Source organism: Bradyrhizobium sp. CCGUVB4N, from assembly GCF_024199945.1.
Classification (GTDB): Bacteria; Pseudomonadota; Alphaproteobacteria; order Rhizobiales; family Xanthobacteraceae; genus Bradyrhizobium.
Genome location: NZ_JANADP010000001.1, coordinates 4,102,048 through 4,118,866, shown reverse-complemented (window position 1 = coordinate 4,118,866; position 16,819 = coordinate 4,102,048). Strand labels below are relative to the sequence as shown.

Here is a 16,819-nt window from a genome sequence, read left to right as displayed (position 1 = left end):
AGGAAAAGGTGCTGATGATTGATGTCGCGCCAACTCAAGTTGCGCGACGGAAAGAGTCCCCGTGTGGTACCCCCCTCCCTGCCCCTCCCCCACAAGGGGCGAGGGAACGGAGAGAGCGGAGGTGATCAGCTGTGCTTCTTCACCTCCACCGGCGGCGTGCCGTGGGTGTGGAAGGACTCGATGGTCTTCAACCCCCAGGCCTGGCCCTTCTTGCGCTCTTCTTCCGTCCACACGATCGGCTTCCAGTCCGGCGCGAGGATGAGGCGGGCGCCGGCGTTGGCGACTTCGACGCGATTGCCGCCGGGCTCGTAGACATAGAGGAAGAAGGTCTGCTGGATCGCGTGCTTGTGCGGGCCGGTCTCGATGTGCACCCCGTTCTCCAGGAAGATATCTGCAGCGCGGAGAATCTCCTCGCGGCTGTCGAGCGCGTAGGTGACGTGGTGGAAACGGCCTCGCGTGCCGGAATGGTCGAGCGAATAGGCGAAGTCGTAGCTCTTGTTCGACATCGTCAGCCACATCGCAGCTTCGCGGCCGTCATTGAGCACGATCTGTTCGGTGAGGCGGCAGCCGAGATAATTCTCGAAGAACTCGCGGTTGGCCTTGATGTCGACGGCAAGGCAGTTGAGGTGGTCGAGACGGCGGACATTGACGCCGCGCGCGGGAAAACGCTGTGCCTGGTTCTTGAGCGCAGGTTTGAGCTCCGGCGGTGCCTGGTACCATTCGGTCTCGTAATAGAGCTCGACGATGTGGCCATCGGGGTCGCGGCAGCGGAAGGTCGGCCCCTGCCCCATGTCGCCGTCGATCCAGCCGATGTCGAAGCCAGAGCCCTTCAACGCGGCGACACGGCGCTCCAGCGCCTGCTGGCTGCGCGCGCGCAACGCCATGTGCTCCATGCCAGAGGTCTTCGACGCCGTCAGCTTGAGCGAATAGCGCTCGTAATCGTCCCAGCCGCGCAGGTAGACGGACTCGCCCTTCTGCCCGCTGACAGTCATGCCCATGACATCGACGAAGAATTTCAGGCTCTCGTCGGGCTTCGGCGTCAGCAGTTCCATGTGGCCGAGATGGGCGAGATCGAGGATCGGTTCGGGCTGCATGGGCTTCCTCCAGAAGCGTGGCGATCCGGTTCACGGGCATCGCGCAATCGGGCGCAGGGCGCAATCTTGATGGGTGCGCCCGGACGGCACTCGGCCACGGGCTCATTTGTACTAATGTACAAATGATTAGGTCCCGTCAACAAATCAACGCATGGCCCCTGCGACGTGGACCTCGTTCCCATCGATGAACGGCGGTCCCCTGAACGGCCGACGGACTGCCCGAATGGTAAAATCTTCCTTAATCGAATTTGGCCACAAGAGCCCAACAAAGCAGCATTTTCCGGCCGATTCCGTGCCCAAGTATGCATTAGGTACAATCCAGCCTGCCGAATTTCGGCACATTTAACGAAGCTGCCGCGCCTGCCGTTTAACCGTTTGTGCAGCCCCACCTCGCATAGTCAGGGGCAAACTCCTCGGACTTTCCAGGTTCATCCATCGTGACTTCCTTTGGACGCGTCATTTCGGTACGCGGATCGCTCGCCCGGGTCGGGCTTCTGGCGGCAAGCCAGATGCCGGTCTCGGAGGTTCGGGCCACCGTCGGCCGCTTCGTCAGCATCCGCTGCGCCAGCTCGGTCATCGTCGCCATGATCACCGAGGTGTCCTGCGAGAACTTGTCGAGCCCTGACTACATCGCCATCGCCTCGGTCGACCTGCTCGGCGAGATCCTCAATGCCGCCGACAAGGCCAAATTCCAGCGCGGCGTCACCAACTATCCCACCATCGGCGATGCGGTCGACCTGATCACCAGCCAGGAGCTGCGTACCATCTACGCGCCGACCGGCTCGGACCAGATCAATGTCGGCTTCCTCCAGCAGGACCGTTCCGTCGTCGCCTATGTCGATATCGAGGAAATGCTCTCCAAGCACTTTGCGGTGCTGGGGTCGACCGGCGTCGGTAAATCGACCGGCGTGTCGCTGCTGCTCAACGAGATCCTGAAAGCGCGGCCCAACCTGCGCATCTTCCTGCTCGACGTGCACAACGAATATGGCCGCTGCTTTGGCGACCGCGCGCTGGTGCTCAACCCGCGAAACCTGAAGCTGCCGTTCTGGCTGTTCAATTTCGAGGAAATCGTCGACGTGCTGTTCGGCGGCCGCGCCGGCGTGCCGGAGGAGCTCGACGTCCTCGCCGAAGTCATCCCGATGGCCAAGGGCATCTACACGCAATACCAGAACACCGATCGGCTCGGCCTGAAACGCGTCGATCCAAAGCAGATCGGCTTCACCGTCGATACGCCGGTGCCGTATCGTCTGGTCGATCTGATCTCGCTGATCGACGAGCGCATGGGCAAGCTGGAGAACCGCTCTTCGCGCATCATCTATCACAAGCTGATCTCGCGCATCGAGGCCGTGAAGAACGACCCGCGCTACGCCTTCATGTTCGACAACGCCAATGTCGGCGGCGACACCATGGCCGAGGTGATCAGCCATCTGTTCCGCCTGCCTGCCAACGGCAAGCCGATGACGGTGATGCAGCTCGCCGGATTCCCGGCGGAGGTCATCGATTCCGTCGTCTCGGTGCTTTGCCGCATGGCGTTCGATTTCGGCCTGTGGAGCGACGGCGTCTCGCCGATGCTGTTCGTCTGCGAGGAAGCGCACCGTTACGCTTCCGCCGACCGCAATATCGGCTTCGGTCCGACCCGCAAGGCCGTCTCGCGCATTGCCAAGGAAGGCCGTAAATACGGCGTCTATCTCGGCCTGATCACGCAGCGTCCCGCCGAGCTCGACGCCACCATCATCTCCCAGTGCAACACGCTGTTCACGATGCGTCTTGCCAACGATCGCGACCAGGCGCTGCTGCGCGCCGCGGTGTCGGATGCGGCCGCGAACCTGCTGTCCTTCGTGCCCTCGCTCGGCACCCGCGAGGTGCTGGCGTTCGGCGAAGGCGTCGCACTGCCGACGCGGTTGCGCTTCAAGGAGGTGCCGCCGCACCAACTGCCGCGCGGCGAAGCCACCATCGCGAGCGTGCCGTCGATCACGTCGGGTCACGACATGCATTTCGTCGGCGCGGTGCTCGAGCGCTGGCGCGGCGCGACCTCGCAGCGCGACGTCCCGAACGACCCCGTGTTCCAGGCGCCGACGGCCAAGACGCTGGCGCCGGCCGAGACACCGATGCTGCAGCCCTCGATGGGCCTCGATCCGGACCGCTTCTCGCTGCTGAAGAAGCCGCTGCGGTAGCTCTCGTGTCCCGGACGCGCTGCAGCGTGCAACGCTGCTGCGCAGAACCGGGACCCACACCGCGCACACTGAACTCTCGGAGACATGGGCTCCGGCTCTGCAGCAGACCGCTGAAGGAGCGCTGCGCTGCGTCCGGGGCACGAGAACAGCACATTGAGGCGGCCTCCCGCATCGACTATGGTTGCCGGCCCCAAGCCGGAATCCATGCCCATGACAAAGCCCGCGCAACGCTTCCCCGCACCCGCTCTCGACACGCTCCCTGACGACATCCGCACCCGTCTCCTCGCCGTGCAGGAAAAGAGCGGTTTCGTACCGAACGTGTTTCTGACGCTGGCCTACCGGCCCGACGAGTTCCGCGCCTTCTTCGCCTATCACGACGCGCTGATGGAGAAGGACAGCGGCCTGACCAAGGCCGAGCGCGAGATGATCGTGGTGGCGACTTCGGCAGCCAACCAGTGCCAATATTGCGTGATCGCCCATGGCGCGATCCTGCGCATCCGCGCCAAGAATCCGCTGATCGCCGACCAGGTCGCGATCAATTACCGCAAGGCCGACATCACGCCGCGGCAAAAGGCGATGCTCGATTTCGCGATGAAGATCTCGGCCGACGCGCAACGGATATCCGAGGAGGATTTCGCAAGCCTCGCCCCGCACGGCTTCAGCGACGACGATATCTGGGACATCGCGGCGATCGCGGCCTTCTTCGCGCTGTCCAATCGTCTGGCGAATTTCACCGGCATGCGGCCGAATGACGAATTCTACCTGATGGGACGACTGCCCAAGACATGACGGAGCTCGACTGGACAGAAATCCTGCTGCGCCTCGGTGTCGCGACGCTTGCCGGCAGCGCGATCGGGCTCAACCGCGATCTGCATGGCAATCCGATCGGGTTGAAGACGCTCGGCATCGTCGGCCTCTCCACCGCGACCATGGTCCTGCTCGCGTTGCAGCTCGCCGAGCCCAGCAGAGTTGCCGATGCGACGAGCCGGGTCATCCAGGGCATCCTCACCGGCATTGGCTTCCTCGGCGCCGGCGTGATCGTCCACGAGAGTGATCGATTTCGCGTCCGCGGTCTGACCAGTGCCGCCTGCACCTTCCTTGCCGCATGCCTCGGCGTCGTCTGCGGCGCCGGACAGTGGAGGATCGTTATGGTCGCGTTGGCGCTGGCCTTCGCTGTGCTCACGATCGGCCGCCGGATCGAGCACTGGGTGCACCGAATGCTCGGCGGCAAGGACGAGCAGCACGGGGATCACAGGCAAACGTAGCGCCCCTTGCTCAAATCTTCCGCTCGCATCTTGGTCAGAAGCGCTGATAATTGCCCCGAAGAATTCGGTGGTCGCTGGCTCGACTGCCGTTCCGACCTGAGAGACATGATGGACAGCAGTGCTCACACTCCCGACGACGTCACGTTCGACTTCCGCGAGCTATCGGCGCGCGACAAGTACAAGCTACTGATCGGCACCGTCGTACCGCGGCCGATCGCGCTGGTGACGACGGTTGATCCCGCAGGGAAGATCAACGCAGCGCCATTCAGCTTCTTCAATTGCCTGTCGGCCGATCCGCCGATCCTCGCGCTCGGCGTCGAGAACCATCCGGACATGCGGTTCAAGGACACCGGTCTCAACATCCGCCTGACCGAGGTCTTCACCGTCAACATCGTCTCGCACGCGATTGCCGAGGCGATGCATGTCTGCGCCGTGCCGTTCGCGCCGGAGCATGACGAGTTGAAGGCCGCTGGGCTAACCGCCATGCCGGGCAAGACCGTGGCGTCGCCCTGGATCAAGGAAGCGCCGGCCGCGTTCGAATGCCGCCGCCATATCACGCTCGAACTCGGCAAATCGCGTCAGATCATCATGGGCGAGATCCTGTTCGCGCATTACCATTCAGACGTCGTCGACGCCGAACGCCTGCACATCGACCCTGCCAGGCTCGATGCCATCGCCAGGCTCGGCGGCAGCACCTGCGCGACCATTCGCGATCGTTTCGACATGGAGACGCCGACGCTGGACGACTACTGGAGCCAGCGGCAGGCGTAGCACTGCTTCAGGCCTCCTCGACCTCGAGCGTGATCGACACCTTGAGACACGGGTCGTGCTGGCTTTCCCGGACATCCACGACGACATGATGGGCCGTGCCGGCAACGAACGCGTCGCGAGCTATGGACACGCCGGTGAGCACCGCCTCCTTGCGCGCGCCTTCCGCGTTGGCGAAGTCCTGCCCGGTCTCATCGCGAATGAAGCGGCCGTTCTCGTGGATGTCGAAATGAAATCGGGGCATCGGCGCCTCAAAGGGTTGGCGACTGGTGCAAATAACGGTCGTCGAAATCGGCGAGTTCCAAAAATTTCCGTTCGTCGAGCACGGTGGCGTGGCCCCGATGGAACTCGACGATCCCTTCCTGGCGCAATTGCTTGATGACGCGGTTGGCGTGAACTGCGGTAATCCCGAGCGCCTCGCCGATCTGCTCCTGCGTCAGCGGCATCTCGAAACTCGCCCCGTCGACGCGCCCGATGATCCTCAGGCGCTCGCGCAATTCGATCATGACATGGGCGAGCCGCGCCGGCGCAGGACGCTGGCCGACATTGACGATCCATTCGCGAAACATTGCGGCATCGATCAGCGTGTCGCGCCAGAACAGCTCGGCGACGACAGGCCTACGGCGATGCAGCTTTTGCAGCGTCTCGTGGCTGATGAAGCCGAGCGTCGCCGGCGTCAGCGTCGACAAATCATGGTCCATCACGTGCAGGAACAGGCTCATCAGGTCCGGAATCTCGCCAGGGATGTGGAGCGAAAGGATCTGCCGCTTGCCGTTTGCGATCGTCTTGGAACGCGCGCAGAATCCGTCGGCGATCAGGCAGCAATCGGTCGCGCGCTCGCCGTCGCGCACCACCGCCGTTTCGGCGGGGTACTGCCGCACCGAAATCGGAAGGGCTTCGATCTCGCTGATGTCCTCGTCCGCGATCGCGGACGAGATGCGCAGGCGCTTGATGAGCGCCGCGCGGATCGCGTCGCTGGGCACGTCGTTTGCTCCGGTCGTGGAGATGGAACTCATGGCGCCGCGGCGCCGTCGGGATAAAAACCCGCAATCCGCCAGCCCGGTTCCAACAAAAGTTAAGGACGCGAATTGGCTGCACATGGTTGGCTTGGCGCTCGAAAGGGCAAACCATGACCAAAAAGCGCAACCGAACGCGTCCCGCCCTGTCCCTTCAGGAACGCCTGGACAAGTTCACACAGGACGCGCGTGCCGCGGCAAAGAAACTGCCGCCCGGCGCAGAGCGTCACGCGATGTTGCAGAAGGTCCGCGACGGCGAAGCCGCCTCCGAGATGGAGCGCGCGTTGTCCTCACCCGCTCCACAGGCTCCGAAGTAGTCGGCGCGGCCCGAGGCCGCAAAGCACGCCAATGCTAGTGCTTGTCCATCAGCGGAAGCGCCGGCGCGAAGCGCTCCGCGAAGGTCAGTGTCCTGGCCTGGTGGACTGCGGCAAACGAAGCCGAGATTCCGACCGAAGCCACCGCGAGCAAGGCAATTGCGAAAACCATACGGCGCATGTTCGCCTCCTGTGTGAGCTCGATACCCCTATTGGTGGGATGGCTCTGTTTCAGGACGGTTTCGTCGGCGCGGAAAATGATTTCGCTCAAGCGGCTGTGATCGGATTCGGCTTACCGGACCGCAAGTCGTAACCAACTCATAAGTATCGCTGTCGTTTTGCGGCCAGCACGAGCGGGGAATTTCACGCCCGCGATCACGATCATGAATCGCAAGACGGCCGCGACGAGCAGCGTTTGCTCGATTGCAGAGTGTTCGAGGAATAGTCAGATGAAAATCGTCATCGAAAGGCTCAATGGTCTGTGGCACCTCATCGTCGGATCGAGTCGGATCCGCACGCCCTTCCTGGAAACCCAGGACCGCGCGCTGGTCGTCACTTACGCCCGGCGTGTCTACCCCGGCGCCAAGATCTTCCAGCGCGACTGATGCAAGCGGGCGCGCCTCAATCGTCCGATGCCGGGCCGCACCAGCCGGGCAGATAGACTGCGTCCTTGCTCTTGGCCGCGGCCAAGGCCTTCTCCAGCGCCTTGTCGAAATTGGCATCGACCGCCTTGCGCGTCAGCTTGCGGCGCAGGAAATCGGCCCACAGAAATTCGGAGAACGGCGTGGTGTCCTTGGCGAAGCCGCCCATGCGGCGGAGCTCGCCGGCAAGGCTGCGGAACGGATCGTCCTTGAGGTCGACGACCGATTTCGGCAGATCGCGGAAGGGGCGACGCTCGCCCTTGCTGTCGTAAGGATAGACCCAGCGCTTGTTGTCCATCACGCCCCAGAACGCCTCGCGCTCGACCATGCGGAGATCGCCGACAACCGTCACCAGCACCTGCTTGATGCCCTCGTCGTGCAATGCGCGGCCGAGATGGTGATGGTCGATCACGTAGTAACGTCCGTCGGGTCCGTAGACGACGGGGATCATGTGGGTGCCGAGCAGATCGGACTGCTTCTTCTTGTCGTGCTCGCGCCAGCGCTTGCGCTTCTCCTTGACCTCGCGCATGCCGACCGTCATCTGCGTTGGTCGAAGCGACAGGATCGGCACCGGGTGCACTCTCGGCTCGCGTGCGTTGGGGGTCATGATCGAGGCCTCTCAGTTGGTTGCCAAAGCTTGTGGTTGCGAAGGCTGGTCAGGGTTCCCGATTATGCCATGGGCCCTGCGGCGGCAACATGCGTTCGCAGCGCCAGGCGCCATTGTCCAAGCGATTGTTGCAGCGCAACCCGCGGCCCTGACACCGGGATGACAGCCGCTCCGACGCGCGTTCGCGGCGCGGAAGACGGCGGGCGAAAAATGCTCAGACGATGATAATGCGAATGCGCAATGCACGTGCGCGGTGAGAAGATTTTCTGCAACCCCTGTGTCGCCTATGCTATCTAAAAATCGCTGCTTCGGAGTAATCCCCGCCCCATGAAATCCCAGCGGCCCATAACCTCGGACGACGAGCACAGGGTGCTCCAGTTCAGGCCGCGCACGACGCCCTCCCCGGTGGTCCACCGCGGCAGTGGCGTGGTCCAGCCGCTGCACGTGCATGCGGCCCCCGAACCGCTGGACCTGTCCCGCTACGAGCAGCCGCGCGAGCAGCCGGACGACTTCCGCCACCGCATGCTCGCCAACATCGCCGCGCTCGCCTTCACCATCGCGCTGACCGCGATCGGGATCTGGCTCGCCGTCAGCATCGCCGACCTCCGCCGGACCCAGGATTGCGTGATGATGGGCCGCCGGGACTGCGTCAAGATCACGACCCCGCACATCTAGGCCCAGCCCGGCCCCCGAAGCACCGTCCCCGGCGGAAACGGCTCCGGACCGGCATCCCCAGGCCTATCCCCACCCCTGTCCGGCTCCATTGAACTCAGGGCGGCGCTCCGATATACGGGCTTCCGACCCGTCCAGAGGGGGGTTAGAGGGCGTCATTCGGGGCGCGACGCCCACCCACCGTGCCACTCTGGGATATCTGACAAATACCAGCAATATATCAAAGGCTTAGTGATGTCTTCCACATTCGATCAGGTCGCTACGATCATCGCTGAAACCTGCGACATCCCGCGCGACACGATCACGCCGGATAGCCATGCCATCGACGACCTCGGTATCGACAGCCTCGATTTCCTGGACATCGCGTTCGCGATCGACAAGCAGTTCGGCATCAAGCTGCCGCTGGAAAAGTGGACCCAGGAAGTCAACGACGGCAAGGCGACCACCGAGCAGTATTTCGTGCTGAAGAACCTGTGCGCGCGCATCGACGAACTGGTTGCCGCCAAGGGCGCGAGCGCCTAATCGGGCGGTCATGCAACTCGAATACTTCCACATGATCGATCGCATCGTCGACCTCAAGGTCGACGAGAAGACGATCGTCGTCGAGGCCCAGGTTCCCCAGGAGAGCACTGTCTTCGAGGGGCACTTCCCGGGCTATCCCTTGATGCCCGGCGTGCTGCTGATCGAATCGATGGCGCAGGCCTCGGGCTTTCTGCTGCTTGGCGTGCTCAAGTTCGAGCGCATGCCGATTCTCGCCGCGGTGAAGGAAGCCAAGGTGCGCGGTTCGGTGTTTCCGGGCGACCTGATGACCCTCGAGGCGAGCGTGGCCCATGAGGGCTCGGGCTATGCGATGACCGAGGCCAAGATCAGGGTCGGCGGCAAGCTGCGTGCGAATTCGACCCTCACCTTCACGCTGATTCCGTTCCCCAATGCGGATATGCGCGGATACATGGACGCGGTCGCGCAACGCGTCGGCTTTCCGCAACAGGCCGTCTCGCCATGACTGACACCGCTTCGAAGCCCGGCCAGACGGAAGTCTGGATCACCGGCATTGGTCTTGCCACCTCGCTCGGCGAGGGTCTCGACGCCAATTGGGCCGCGCTGTCCGAGAAGCGCATCAATGTCGACGAAAAGGGCTTTGCGCCCTTCATCGTGCACCCGTTGCTGCCTGTTACCTTCGACAGCCAGATCCCCAAGAAGGGCGACCAGCGCCAGATGGAAGCCTGGCAGCGCATCGGCGTCTACGCCGCGGGCCTGGCGCTCGACTCGGCCGGCATCAAGGGCAACAAGGACATCCTGTCGAAAATCGACATGGTGGTCGCCGCCGGCGGCGGCGAGCGCGACCTCAACGTCGACACCGGCGTGCTCACCGCCGAGGCCAAGGGCGCCAATGCGCCGGGCTTCCTCAACGAGCGGCTGATGAGCGATCTCCGCCCGACGCTGTTCCTGGCGCAGCTCTCCAATCTGCTCGCCGGCAACATTGCCATCGTCAACGGTCTCGGCGGCACCTCGCGCACCTTCATGGGCGAAGAGGTCGCAGGCGCCGATGCCGCCCGCATCGCGCTGTCGCGCATCGCCTCGGGCGAGAGCGACATCGCGCTGGTCGGCGGCTCCCACAATGGCGAGCGCAAGGACCTCATGGTCCTCTACGAATTCGGTGACTTCAATCTGAAGGACAAGTTCGCTCCGGTGTGGGCGCGCAAGGACCACGCCGGCTTCGCGCTCGGCTCAGCCGGCGCCTTCCTGGTGCTGGAATCGAAGGCGCACGCTGAAGCGCGTGGCGCCAAACCGTACGCAAAACTGTCGAGCGTGGTGACGGATCTCGCCCGCCGCAAGCAATCCGGCGACATGGAAGCGACGCTGGAGAAGCTTTGGGACAAGCTGCCCAAGCGCGATGGCAAGGGCGCGATCATCTCGGGCGCGACCGGCGCGGAGCCGGCGACGTCGGAGGAGCGCGGCTTCCTGAAGAAGCACGGCGATTTCCCGGTGCGCGCGACCGGCACGATGTTCGGCCACACCATGGAAACGCAATTCCCGCTCGGCATTGCGCTCGCGGCGCTCTCGATCTCGCGCGGCGCGCTGTTCCCGCCGAACGATTCGACCGGGACCGAGGTTGAAATGCAGGGTGCGCCCACCCAGATCGTTGTGGTGGGAGCCGGACACTGGCGCGGCGAAGGCATGGCGCTGGTCGAGGCGATTGACTAGTTCTATCGGGGGACGATCGACATGACTGCACCACGCGACAAACTCGGGCGTCCCGTTGTCGTCGTTACCGGCATGGGCATCACGACCTCGCTCGGCGCCGGCAAGGCCGACAATTGGTCGAAGCTCGTCGCCGGCGAATCCGGCATTCGCACCATCACGCGCTTTCCGATCGACGGCCTGAAGACCACGATGGCCGGCACGGTCGACTTCGTCAGCGTCGATCCGTTCTCCTCCACCGGCCTGTCCGAGCGGATGGCTGAGCTCGTCACCCAGGAAGCCCTTGAGCAGGCCGGCATCGGCGCCAAGGGCGATTTCCCGGGTCCGCTCTTCCTCGCGGTCGCACCTGTCGAAGTCGAATGGCCGCAGCGCCGCGAGCTCGGCCGCGCCGTCGGCGCGCCCGACTTCAACTATGACGATCTGTTGCGCATCTCCGGCGGCGGCAAGTACAACGCCTATCATCACCGCTTCATGTTCGGCTCGGTCGCAGCCCACCTCGCCGAGACCTTCGGCACCAAGGGCTCGCCGATCTCGCTGTCGACGGCGTGCGCGTCCGGAGCCACCTCGATCCAACTCGGCGTCGAAGCGATCCGTCGCGGCGAGACCGATGCCGCGCTGTGCGTCGCCACCGACGGCACCGTGAATCCGGAAGCGCTGGTGCGATTCTCGCTGCTGTCGGCGCTGTCGACCCAGAACGATCCGCCGCAGGCGGCCTCCCGTCCCTTCTCCAAGAACCGCGACGGCTTTGTCATGGCCGAAGGCGCTGGCGCTCTGGTGCTGGAGAGCTACGAAGCGGCGACCGCGCGTGGCGCAAAGATCCTCGGCGTGATCGCCGGCTGCGGCGAGCTCACCGATTCCTTCCATCGCACCCGCTCGTCGCCCGACGGCAAGCCGATCATCGGCTGCATGAACAAGACGCTGGCCGATGCCGGCATGACGCCGGACCAGATCGACCACATCAACGCGCACGGCACCGCGACGCCCGAGAACGACAAGATGGAGTACAACACGACATCGGCCGTGTTCGGCGATCTCCTGCAGAAGATCCCGGTCACCTCCAACAAGTCGATGGTCGGCCACACCATCTCGGCCGCCGGCGCGGTCGAGGCGATCTTCTCGCTGCTCACGCTCGAGCATCAGCGCATTCCGCCGACCATCAACTACGACAATCCGGATCCCACGATCCTGTTCGACGTCGTCGGCAACAAGGCGCGCGACGCCCGCGTCACTGCGGTGATGTCGAACTCGTTCGGCTTCGGTGGCCAGAACGCCTCGCTGATCCTGACCCGCGAACCGGCCTGACCGGACGCATGGCGCTGCTTTCCCTCAGCACGAAGATTCGCGCGCGGAATGCAGCCAAATCGATCGGTGGCAGCCTGATCGGCGCCGCCACCGTCGGCATGCTCAAGACCACGCGTTATTTCGATCCGGTCAAGACCTCGGACTTTTTCGCGCGCGTCACTCAGACGATCGGCCCGCGCCTGCGCGAGCACCGCATCGGCCGCGCCAATCTCACCGCGGCGTTTCCGGAGAAGTCGCCGGAGGAGATCGAGCAGATCCTGATGGGCGTGTGGGACAATCTCGGCCGCGTCGGCGCCGAGTTCGCCCATATCGATCATGTCTGGGACTACGATCGCGCCCATCCGGAAAACAGCCGGATCGAGCTGCTGCCGCGCACCATCGAGCTGTACGACCAGATCAGGGACGACGGCAAGCCGGCGCTGATCTTCGCCTCGCATCTGGCCAATTGGGAATTGCCCGCGCTCGCTGCGCCCGCGCACGGGCTCGATGCCGCGATCCTCTACCGCCGGCCGAACATCGCCTCCGCCGACCGCATCATCCAGGAGATGCGCCAGGTCAACATGGGCACGTTGATCCCGGCGGGGCGCGATGCGCCGCTGCGGCTCGCGCAGGCGCTGCAGGATGGCAAGCACGTCGCCATGCTGATCGACCAGTATCTCACCGGGGGCGTCGAGGTCACCTTCTTCGGCCGCAAGACCCGCGCCAACCCGATGCTGGCGCGCCTGTTGCGCCAGGTCGAGTGCCCGATTCACGGCGTGCGCATCATCCGCCTGCCCGGCTTTCGCTTCCGCGCCGAACTGACGGAAGAGATTCCGCCGGTGCGCGACGCCGACGGCAAGATCGACATCCAGGGCACGACCCAGGCGATCACCAATGTGGTGGAAGGCTGGGTGCGCGAGCATCCCGAGCAGTGGCTCTGGCTGCATCGGCGGTGGCGGTAATCAACGAACTGTCCGGCAAGCGTGCCGCGCCTTGCCGGAAGATCTTGCGAACAAAGCGGTCTCAGTTCACCCGGATCTCAACGCGTCGTTGCAGCGCGGACGGCGCGGAAGAATGAGTCCTGGCCCTTGACTGCGGCATAGAGGTTGAGCCGGCCCCAGCCGTCCCAGGTGTTGCCGTCGAGCAGTGCGAAGCCGGCCGGCAGCGCCGTGGCCCGCAGGATCTCGGTCCGCTGCTGATCGGTGGCATAGGGGAAGCGGGTCAGCAGCAGCACCTGCGCCTGCACGGGGACGACCTCCGGCAACTTCATCGACGTCGCCAAAGCGAGCCCGTAGGTCATGCGATAGGTGTAGCCCCTCGCATCATCGGGATCGAGATTGCAGTCGGGCCCGTTGCGGTCGTCGCGGTCGCGATCCCGCCCGTCATGACGGTCGCCGCCGTCGTGATGGTCGCGATCGCCGTCGTGACCACCACCGATCCGCTTGAGGCAATCTTCCACCGTGCTCGTCCCGCACGACTGCGCCAGATATTTCTGGGTCTTGGTATGGGCCAGATAGATCGCATAGGCGGATGCGTTGGCGGAATTGGTCCAGTCCAGCCGGTTGCCATACGGGCCATAGAGCGCGGCGTAGATGTTGGTCGCGACGATCGCGGTCGCCTCGATGCGGCCGCCGATCACATCGAGCGGCGAATGCATGCCTGCGAAGATGCGATTGTTGCCGAGGTCGGAAGCGCGGACCAGGAGGCTCTCATATTGCTGCGGCACCAGGAAGGCCAGCCCGAGCGCCTGGTTGTAGGCAAGGTTGGTGTGGCCGCTGACGAAGGCGCCGTCGCCATAGGGGTTGGTGCCGTTCGCGATCTGCCAGAGCAGCGTCGGGACGTTGACCTTGGTGGAGAGCCGGAACGGACGGGGCGCCGTGCCGATGCCCGGGACGTAGTCGCCCGCCATGAACTGCGTCGGCGTGAAATTGCCCGCGGCGTCGTAGCTTCCGACATTGGGGACCGTGATCGAAGTGCCACCATGAGCGGCCACGAGCGCCGGCGTCGCGGTGAAGCCACGCACCCAGTTGACGGTGTTGTAATAGGCCACCGGGACGGCAAAGCTGCTGAAATAAGTGGGAACGACGAACTGCGCCGTGTCCGCATCCGTCAGGCCTGCCTTGTTGCTCACGGCATTGTAGTTGCCGTAGCGCGAGTCGAGCGGGCTGATCACACCGGCGGTGATGGACGCGGGATTCACGACCGGTATCGTGGAGCCCATGTAACGCTCGAACGTGCGCTTCGGCGGTTCGGTCGAAGCGTTGGCGCGGATGGTGTTGTTGAGGAAGTTTGCGGCATCGGCCAGCGGCGTCGCGCTGCCGTCGCCGAAGGTCGCAAAGCCGATGGTCGCGCTATTGAGATAATTGATGCCGTGTGCGCTGGCATCATAGTCCTGCAGCGTGGTCAGCTGATACGAGGTCGGCGTCAGGCTCGCGGGCGGCGTCGCCGTCGTGGACGAGCCAATGCCCGTCATGAAGTACGAGGTCAGCTGGCCGAGGCCGTTGAGTACGCTGTAGGGCTGCGACGTCCGGTCGTCGTGAACCGCGGCCAGCGTCTGCGCCGGCGTCCGCTCCTGCGTCATCATGATGACGGTCTGATAGTTCTGCTCCATCACACCCACACCGTTGCGCAGCTTGGGATCGGTGAGCATGAGACGGGCGTAGGAATCCAGCAGGTTGACGATCGTCGATCCGACCGACGCGGTGGAGCTGTTGGTGAAATTCACCGGCGGCGTCGACGGAATGGAATCAGCGCGCGCGGCGGCCGGCAACAGGGCAGCGCTGAGAGCCGCGTATTTCCAGAAGGTTGAGGATGGCGAGGACGTCATCTGAGCAGGCTCCAGATCCTGGCGTGCTGAATCCACCCGGCGCTTCTGCACACGGGTGAGGACGTGCTCGACGATCTGATGCCATCCCCGCGCCTGACGTATTTATCGATCATTACAGGACGATAACAATTATATCATATGATTATTCGCATGATGTCGAAATCGCGCCTGACATGAGGAGGCACGGGCGTCGCGCCGTTCACTGCTCCGGCAGCCCTGCGTCGACCTCGGCCTGCACGACGCGCTCCCAGGCTGCGATACAGATCGGACTTGCATTCTTCATCGGCGGCCAGACGCTGAGACGCGTCGTGCCGGGCCGCAATTTCAGTCCTTCCGCAATCGCCGCCCGCGCCTCCTCGAACCGGCCCGTTCGCTGATAGGCGGCGGCGAGCAGGAAGTGCGAGCGGCCGGTCCCCGGCGTGATCGCGATCGAGCGCTGCAGCCACGGCAGCGCGTCCTCGTCGCGCCCCATCAAGACATACGCCATGCCTGCACCGAGCAGCCAGGTCCAACGCGAGGCCGGCGGCGTGTCGTAGCGATCGGCCTGCTGGAACATCGCGAGCGCATCGTCGAAGCGGCCGAGATAGACCTGCCCGAGGCCGATCAGATAGAGCGCAGACCCGTTCCACGGATCGAAGCTCAGCGCCTTGGCGCAGGTGACGAGACTTTCGACGAAATGATTGGTGGCGCTGAGGAAGCGGCAGGAGGCCTCGAGCACGGGAATGGAATTCGGCTTCAATCGCAAGGCGCGCTCGAGCGTCGCATTGGCCGTCGCCTCGACCGTAACCGCCTCCTCCGGGCCGAACCAGACCATCTGGATGCCGCGCATCTGCAGCGACGCCAGCGCCACGGCGAGATCGACATTGTCGGGGTCGTCGGTGAGCGCCTTCTGCAACATCGTTTGTGCCGCGCCAAAACGCTCGCGCGTGGTCTGGTTGATCGAGGCGAGCGCCTGCTCGACGGCCACCTTGTCGCCGCCCGCCGACGATGTGCGGCGCGCCGATGACGCACTCGGCTCCAGAATTTCATTCAGCCGGCGCGCGAGCACATGGCCGACGCCTGCGGCGAGCCGCGCCTGAGCAAGCTGTGCGTCCATCGCCTCGGCGTTGACCGACACCGCGACCGCCGATTGAACCTCGCCGGTCGCAGCCTTGATGATGCGCGCCCGCAGCGTCCAGGATTGATCGGCGAACTGCAACTCGCCGCGCAGTTCGTAATCGGATGATGTGGCTGGCAGCCCGATGCTTTCACCGCCCGGCACCGCCGCCGATCGCGGCGCCACCACGCTGATGTTCTGGATTTTGGCAAAACCGTCCGTCAGGCGGCCGGTGACCTCGGCGGCCATCACCGCGCCGCGGGAATCGTTGCTGGCATCAACGATCGGCATCACGACGATGCGCGGCGGCGTTCGTCCGAACAGCAGGTCCGGCTTCAGCACGGGCGCCGCCACCGCAAGCCCCATGACGATCGCACAGAGCCCGGCCACCACAGCGACGATGGCCTGCCGGCTCAAGCCGAAATTGGCGCGCTGCGGCCGCACAGGCGCCGCGACCATCTCGGCCGGCGGCTCAGGCTCAACCCCGCCCGTCGGAGCCAGCCGGGGCAGCTCGGACTGTGGCGTACCATCCGGCACCTCCACGACCTCCGCCGCCAGCAGGTAGCCGCCGCCGGAGGCGAGCTTGATCAGCTGCCGCCGCTCGTCGCCGAGCGCGGTGCGAAGCTCGCGGATGCACTGGAACAGGCTGTCCTCGCCGACATGCACGTTCGGCCAGACCGCCTCCATCAGCTCCTGCTTGCTCAGCACCCGGCCGCCGCTGGTCGCGAACAACCGCAGCATCTCGAAGGTCTTGGGCCGGAGCTTGATTGCAACGCCGTCGGCTGAGCACAGCTCCGCGCGCTGCTGATCCAGCTCGAAGCCGGCGAAACGAAGCAACTGATCCCCCCAAGCCTCTCTCTGG

General features: G+C 64.4%; 19 protein-coding genes. 12 read left to right on the top strand and 7 right to left on the bottom strand.

Annotation, left to right across the window (positions count from 1 at the left end):
• Positions 1–125: 125 nt before the first annotated feature.
• A complete protein-coding gene (locus tag NLM31_RS18520) occupies positions 126–1,094 on the bottom strand; it encodes a catechol 2,3-dioxygenase (protein WP_254193177.1) in 969 nt (322 codons plus the stop codon).
• 437 nt (positions 1,095–1,531) lie between these two features.
• Here NLM31_RS18520 and NLM31_RS18515 point away from each other — a divergent pair, with 437 nt between their 5' ends.
• The 4 genes from NLM31_RS18515 (at position 1,532) to NLM31_RS18500 (ending at position 5,304) form a co-directional block, all read left to right on the top strand.
• The gene (locus tag NLM31_RS18515) at positions 1,532–3,268 is read left to right on the top strand and encodes an ATP-binding protein (protein WP_254130735.1); all 1,737 of its coding nucleotides are present in this window, start codon (positions 1,532–1,534) and stop codon (positions 3,266–3,268) included.
• A 210-nt stretch (positions 3,269–3,478) separates the two neighbouring features.
• Complete coding sequence (locus tag NLM31_RS18510; RefSeq protein WP_254130734.1) at positions 3,479–4,057, top strand: peroxidase-related enzyme; 579 nt, start codon at positions 3,479–3,481, stop codon at positions 4,055–4,057.
• Positions 4,054–4,533: an MgtC/SapB family protein gene (locus tag NLM31_RS18505; protein ID WP_254193176.1), complete on the top strand. Its 480-nt coding sequence runs from the start codon at positions 4,054–4,056 to the stop codon at positions 4,531–4,533. The genes NLM31_RS18510 and NLM31_RS18505 overlap by 4 nt, the downstream gene beginning before the upstream one ends.
• A gap of 108 nt (positions 4,534–4,641) precedes the next feature.
• Positions 4,642–5,304, top strand: coding sequence for a flavin reductase family protein (locus NLM31_RS18500; RefSeq protein WP_254135375.1), 663 nt, complete (start codon positions 4,642–4,644; stop codon positions 5,302–5,304).
• A 7-nt stretch (positions 5,305–5,311) separates the two neighbouring features.
• Here NLM31_RS18500 and NLM31_RS18495 read toward each other — a convergent pair whose 3' ends face one another.
• Positions 5,312–5,545: a DUF6894 family protein gene (locus tag NLM31_RS18495; protein ID WP_254130732.1), complete on the bottom strand. Its 234-nt coding sequence runs from the start codon at positions 5,543–5,545 to the stop codon at positions 5,312–5,314.
• Between the two features lie 7 nt (positions 5,546–5,552).
• A complete protein-coding gene (locus NLM31_RS18490; RefSeq protein WP_254193175.1) occupies positions 5,553–6,317 on the bottom strand; it encodes a Crp/Fnr family transcriptional regulator in 765 nt (254 codons plus the stop codon).
• 113 nt (positions 6,318–6,430) lie between these two features.
• On the opposite strand from NLM31_RS18490, the gene NLM31_RS18485 reads away from it, so the two are divergent.
• Positions 6,431–6,634: a hypothetical protein gene (locus NLM31_RS18485; protein WP_254130730.1), complete on the top strand. Its 204-nt coding sequence runs from the start codon at positions 6,431–6,433 to the stop codon at positions 6,632–6,634.
• Between the two features lie 34 nt (positions 6,635–6,668).
• Here the strand turns inward: NLM31_RS18485 and NLM31_RS18480 are convergent, their stop codons facing one another.
• Positions 6,669–6,812: a hypothetical protein gene (locus NLM31_RS18480; RefSeq protein WP_254130729.1), complete on the bottom strand. Its 144-nt coding sequence runs from the start codon at positions 6,810–6,812 to the stop codon at positions 6,669–6,671.
• Between the two features lie 268 nt (positions 6,813–7,080).
• Here NLM31_RS18480 and NLM31_RS18475 point away from each other — a divergent pair, with 268 nt between their 5' ends.
• Positions 7,081–7,236 (top strand): hypothetical protein, encoded by a 156-nt coding sequence (locus tag NLM31_RS18475; RefSeq protein WP_254130728.1) that lies wholly within the window; start codon positions 7,081–7,083, stop codon positions 7,234–7,236.
• Positions 7,237–7,252: 16 nt separating this feature from the next.
• Here the strand turns inward: NLM31_RS18475 and NLM31_RS18470 are convergent, their stop codons facing one another.
• A complete protein-coding gene (locus NLM31_RS18470) occupies positions 7,253–7,879 on the bottom strand; it encodes a ParB-like protein (RefSeq protein WP_254130727.1) in 627 nt (208 codons plus the stop codon).
• A gap of 327 nt (positions 7,880–8,206) precedes the next feature.
• On the opposite strand from NLM31_RS18470, the gene NLM31_RS18465 reads away from it, so the two are divergent.
• The 6 genes from NLM31_RS18465 to NLM31_RS18440 all read left to right on the top strand — a co-directional run bounded on the left by NLM31_RS18465 (position 8,207) and on the right by NLM31_RS18440 (position 12,996).
• On the top strand, positions 8,207–8,554 hold the full coding sequence (locus tag NLM31_RS18465; RefSeq protein ID WP_254130726.1) for a hypothetical protein: 348 nt from the start codon (positions 8,207–8,209) through the stop codon (positions 8,552–8,554).
• Positions 8,555–8,785: 231 nt separating this feature from the next.
• Positions 8,786–9,073: an acyl carrier protein gene (locus NLM31_RS18460; protein WP_007592476.1), complete on the top strand. Its 288-nt coding sequence runs from the start codon at positions 8,786–8,788 to the stop codon at positions 9,071–9,073.
• Between the two features lie 10 nt (positions 9,074–9,083).
• On the top strand, positions 9,084–9,554 hold the full coding sequence (locus tag NLM31_RS18455) for a 3-hydroxyacyl-ACP dehydratase FabZ family protein (RefSeq protein WP_254193174.1): 471 nt from the start codon (positions 9,084–9,086) through the stop codon (positions 9,552–9,554).
• Positions 9,551–10,756, top strand: a complete 1,206-nt coding sequence (locus NLM31_RS18450; protein WP_254130724.1) for a beta-ketoacyl-ACP synthase — start codon at positions 9,551–9,553, stop codon at positions 10,754–10,756. The genes NLM31_RS18455 and NLM31_RS18450 overlap by 4 nt, the downstream gene beginning before the upstream one ends.
• 21 nt (positions 10,757–10,777) lie before the next feature.
• Positions 10,778–12,055, top strand: a complete 1,278-nt coding sequence (locus NLM31_RS18445) for a beta-ketoacyl-ACP synthase (RefSeq protein ID WP_254130723.1) — start codon at positions 10,778–10,780, stop codon at positions 12,053–12,055.
• An 8-nt stretch (positions 12,056–12,063) separates the two neighbouring features.
• Positions 12,064–12,996 (top strand): lipid A biosynthesis lauroyl acyltransferase, encoded by a 933-nt coding sequence (locus NLM31_RS18440; protein ID WP_254193173.1) that lies wholly within the window; start codon positions 12,064–12,066, stop codon positions 12,994–12,996.
• Positions 12,997–13,073: 77 nt separating this feature from the next.
• Here NLM31_RS18440 and NLM31_RS18435 read toward each other — a convergent pair whose 3' ends face one another.
• Complete coding sequence (locus NLM31_RS18435) at positions 13,074–14,861, bottom strand: phosphatase PAP2 family protein (protein ID WP_254193172.1); 1,788 nt, start codon at positions 14,859–14,861, stop codon at positions 13,074–13,076.
• 199 nt (positions 14,862–15,060) lie between these two features.
• Entirely contained in the window at positions 15,061–16,794 is a 1,734-nt protein-coding gene (locus NLM31_RS18430) for a winged helix-turn-helix domain-containing protein (RefSeq protein WP_254193171.1), read from the bottom strand.
• Between the last annotated feature and the right edge of the window lie 25 nt (positions 16,795–16,819).

Coding starts and splice junctions, on each gene's coding strand:
- NLM31_RS18490 (WP_254193175.1), bottom strand. CDS start 6,317: ATGAGTTCCATCTCCACGACCGGAGCAAACGACGTGCCCAGCGACGCG.
- NLM31_RS18520 (WP_254193177.1), bottom strand. CDS start 1,094: ATGCAGCCCGAACCGATCCTCGATCTCGCCCATCTCGGCCACATGGAA.
- NLM31_RS18510 (WP_254130734.1), top strand. CDS start 3,479: ATGACAAAGCCCGCGCAACGCTTCCCCGCACCCGCTCTCGACACGCTC.
- NLM31_RS18505 (WP_254193176.1), top strand. CDS start 4,054: ATGACGGAGCTCGACTGGACAGAAATCCTGCTGCGCCTCGGTGTCGCG.
- NLM31_RS18480 (WP_254130729.1), bottom strand. CDS start 6,812: ATGCGCCGTATGGTTTTCGCAATTGCCTTGCTCGCGGTGGCTTCGGTC.
- NLM31_RS18495 (WP_254130732.1), bottom strand. CDS start 5,545: ATGCCCCGATTTCATTTCGACATCCACGAGAACGGCCGCTTCATTCGC.
- NLM31_RS18500 (WP_254135375.1), top strand. CDS start 4,642: ATGGACAGCAGTGCTCACACTCCCGACGACGTCACGTTCGACTTCCGC.
- NLM31_RS18460 (WP_007592476.1), top strand. CDS start 8,786: ATGTCTTCCACATTCGATCAGGTCGCTACGATCATCGCTGAAACCTGC.
- NLM31_RS18435 (WP_254193172.1), bottom strand. CDS start 14,861: ATGACGTCCTCGCCATCCTCAACCTTCTGGAAATACGCGGCTCTCAGC.
- NLM31_RS18485 (WP_254130730.1), top strand. CDS start 6,431: ATGACCAAAAAGCGCAACCGAACGCGTCCCGCCCTGTCCCTTCAGGAA.
- NLM31_RS18445 (WP_254130723.1), top strand. CDS start 10,778: ATGACTGCACCACGCGACAAACTCGGGCGTCCCGTTGTCGTCGTTACC.
- NLM31_RS18455 (WP_254193174.1), top strand. CDS start 9,084: ATGCAACTCGAATACTTCCACATGATCGATCGCATCGTCGACCTCAAG.
- NLM31_RS18470 (WP_254130727.1), bottom strand. CDS start 7,879: ATGACCCCCAACGCACGCGAGCCGAGAGTGCACCCGGTGCCGATCCTG.
- NLM31_RS18450 (WP_254130724.1), top strand. CDS start 9,551: ATGACTGACACCGCTTCGAAGCCCGGCCAGACGGAAGTCTGGATCACC.
- NLM31_RS18475 (WP_254130728.1), top strand. CDS start 7,081: ATGAAAATCGTCATCGAAAGGCTCAATGGTCTGTGGCACCTCATCGTC.
- NLM31_RS18465 (WP_254130726.1), top strand. CDS start 8,207: ATGAAATCCCAGCGGCCCATAACCTCGGACGACGAGCACAGGGTGCTC.
- NLM31_RS18440 (WP_254193173.1), top strand. CDS start 12,064: ATGGCGCTGCTTTCCCTCAGCACGAAGATTCGCGCGCGGAATGCAGCC.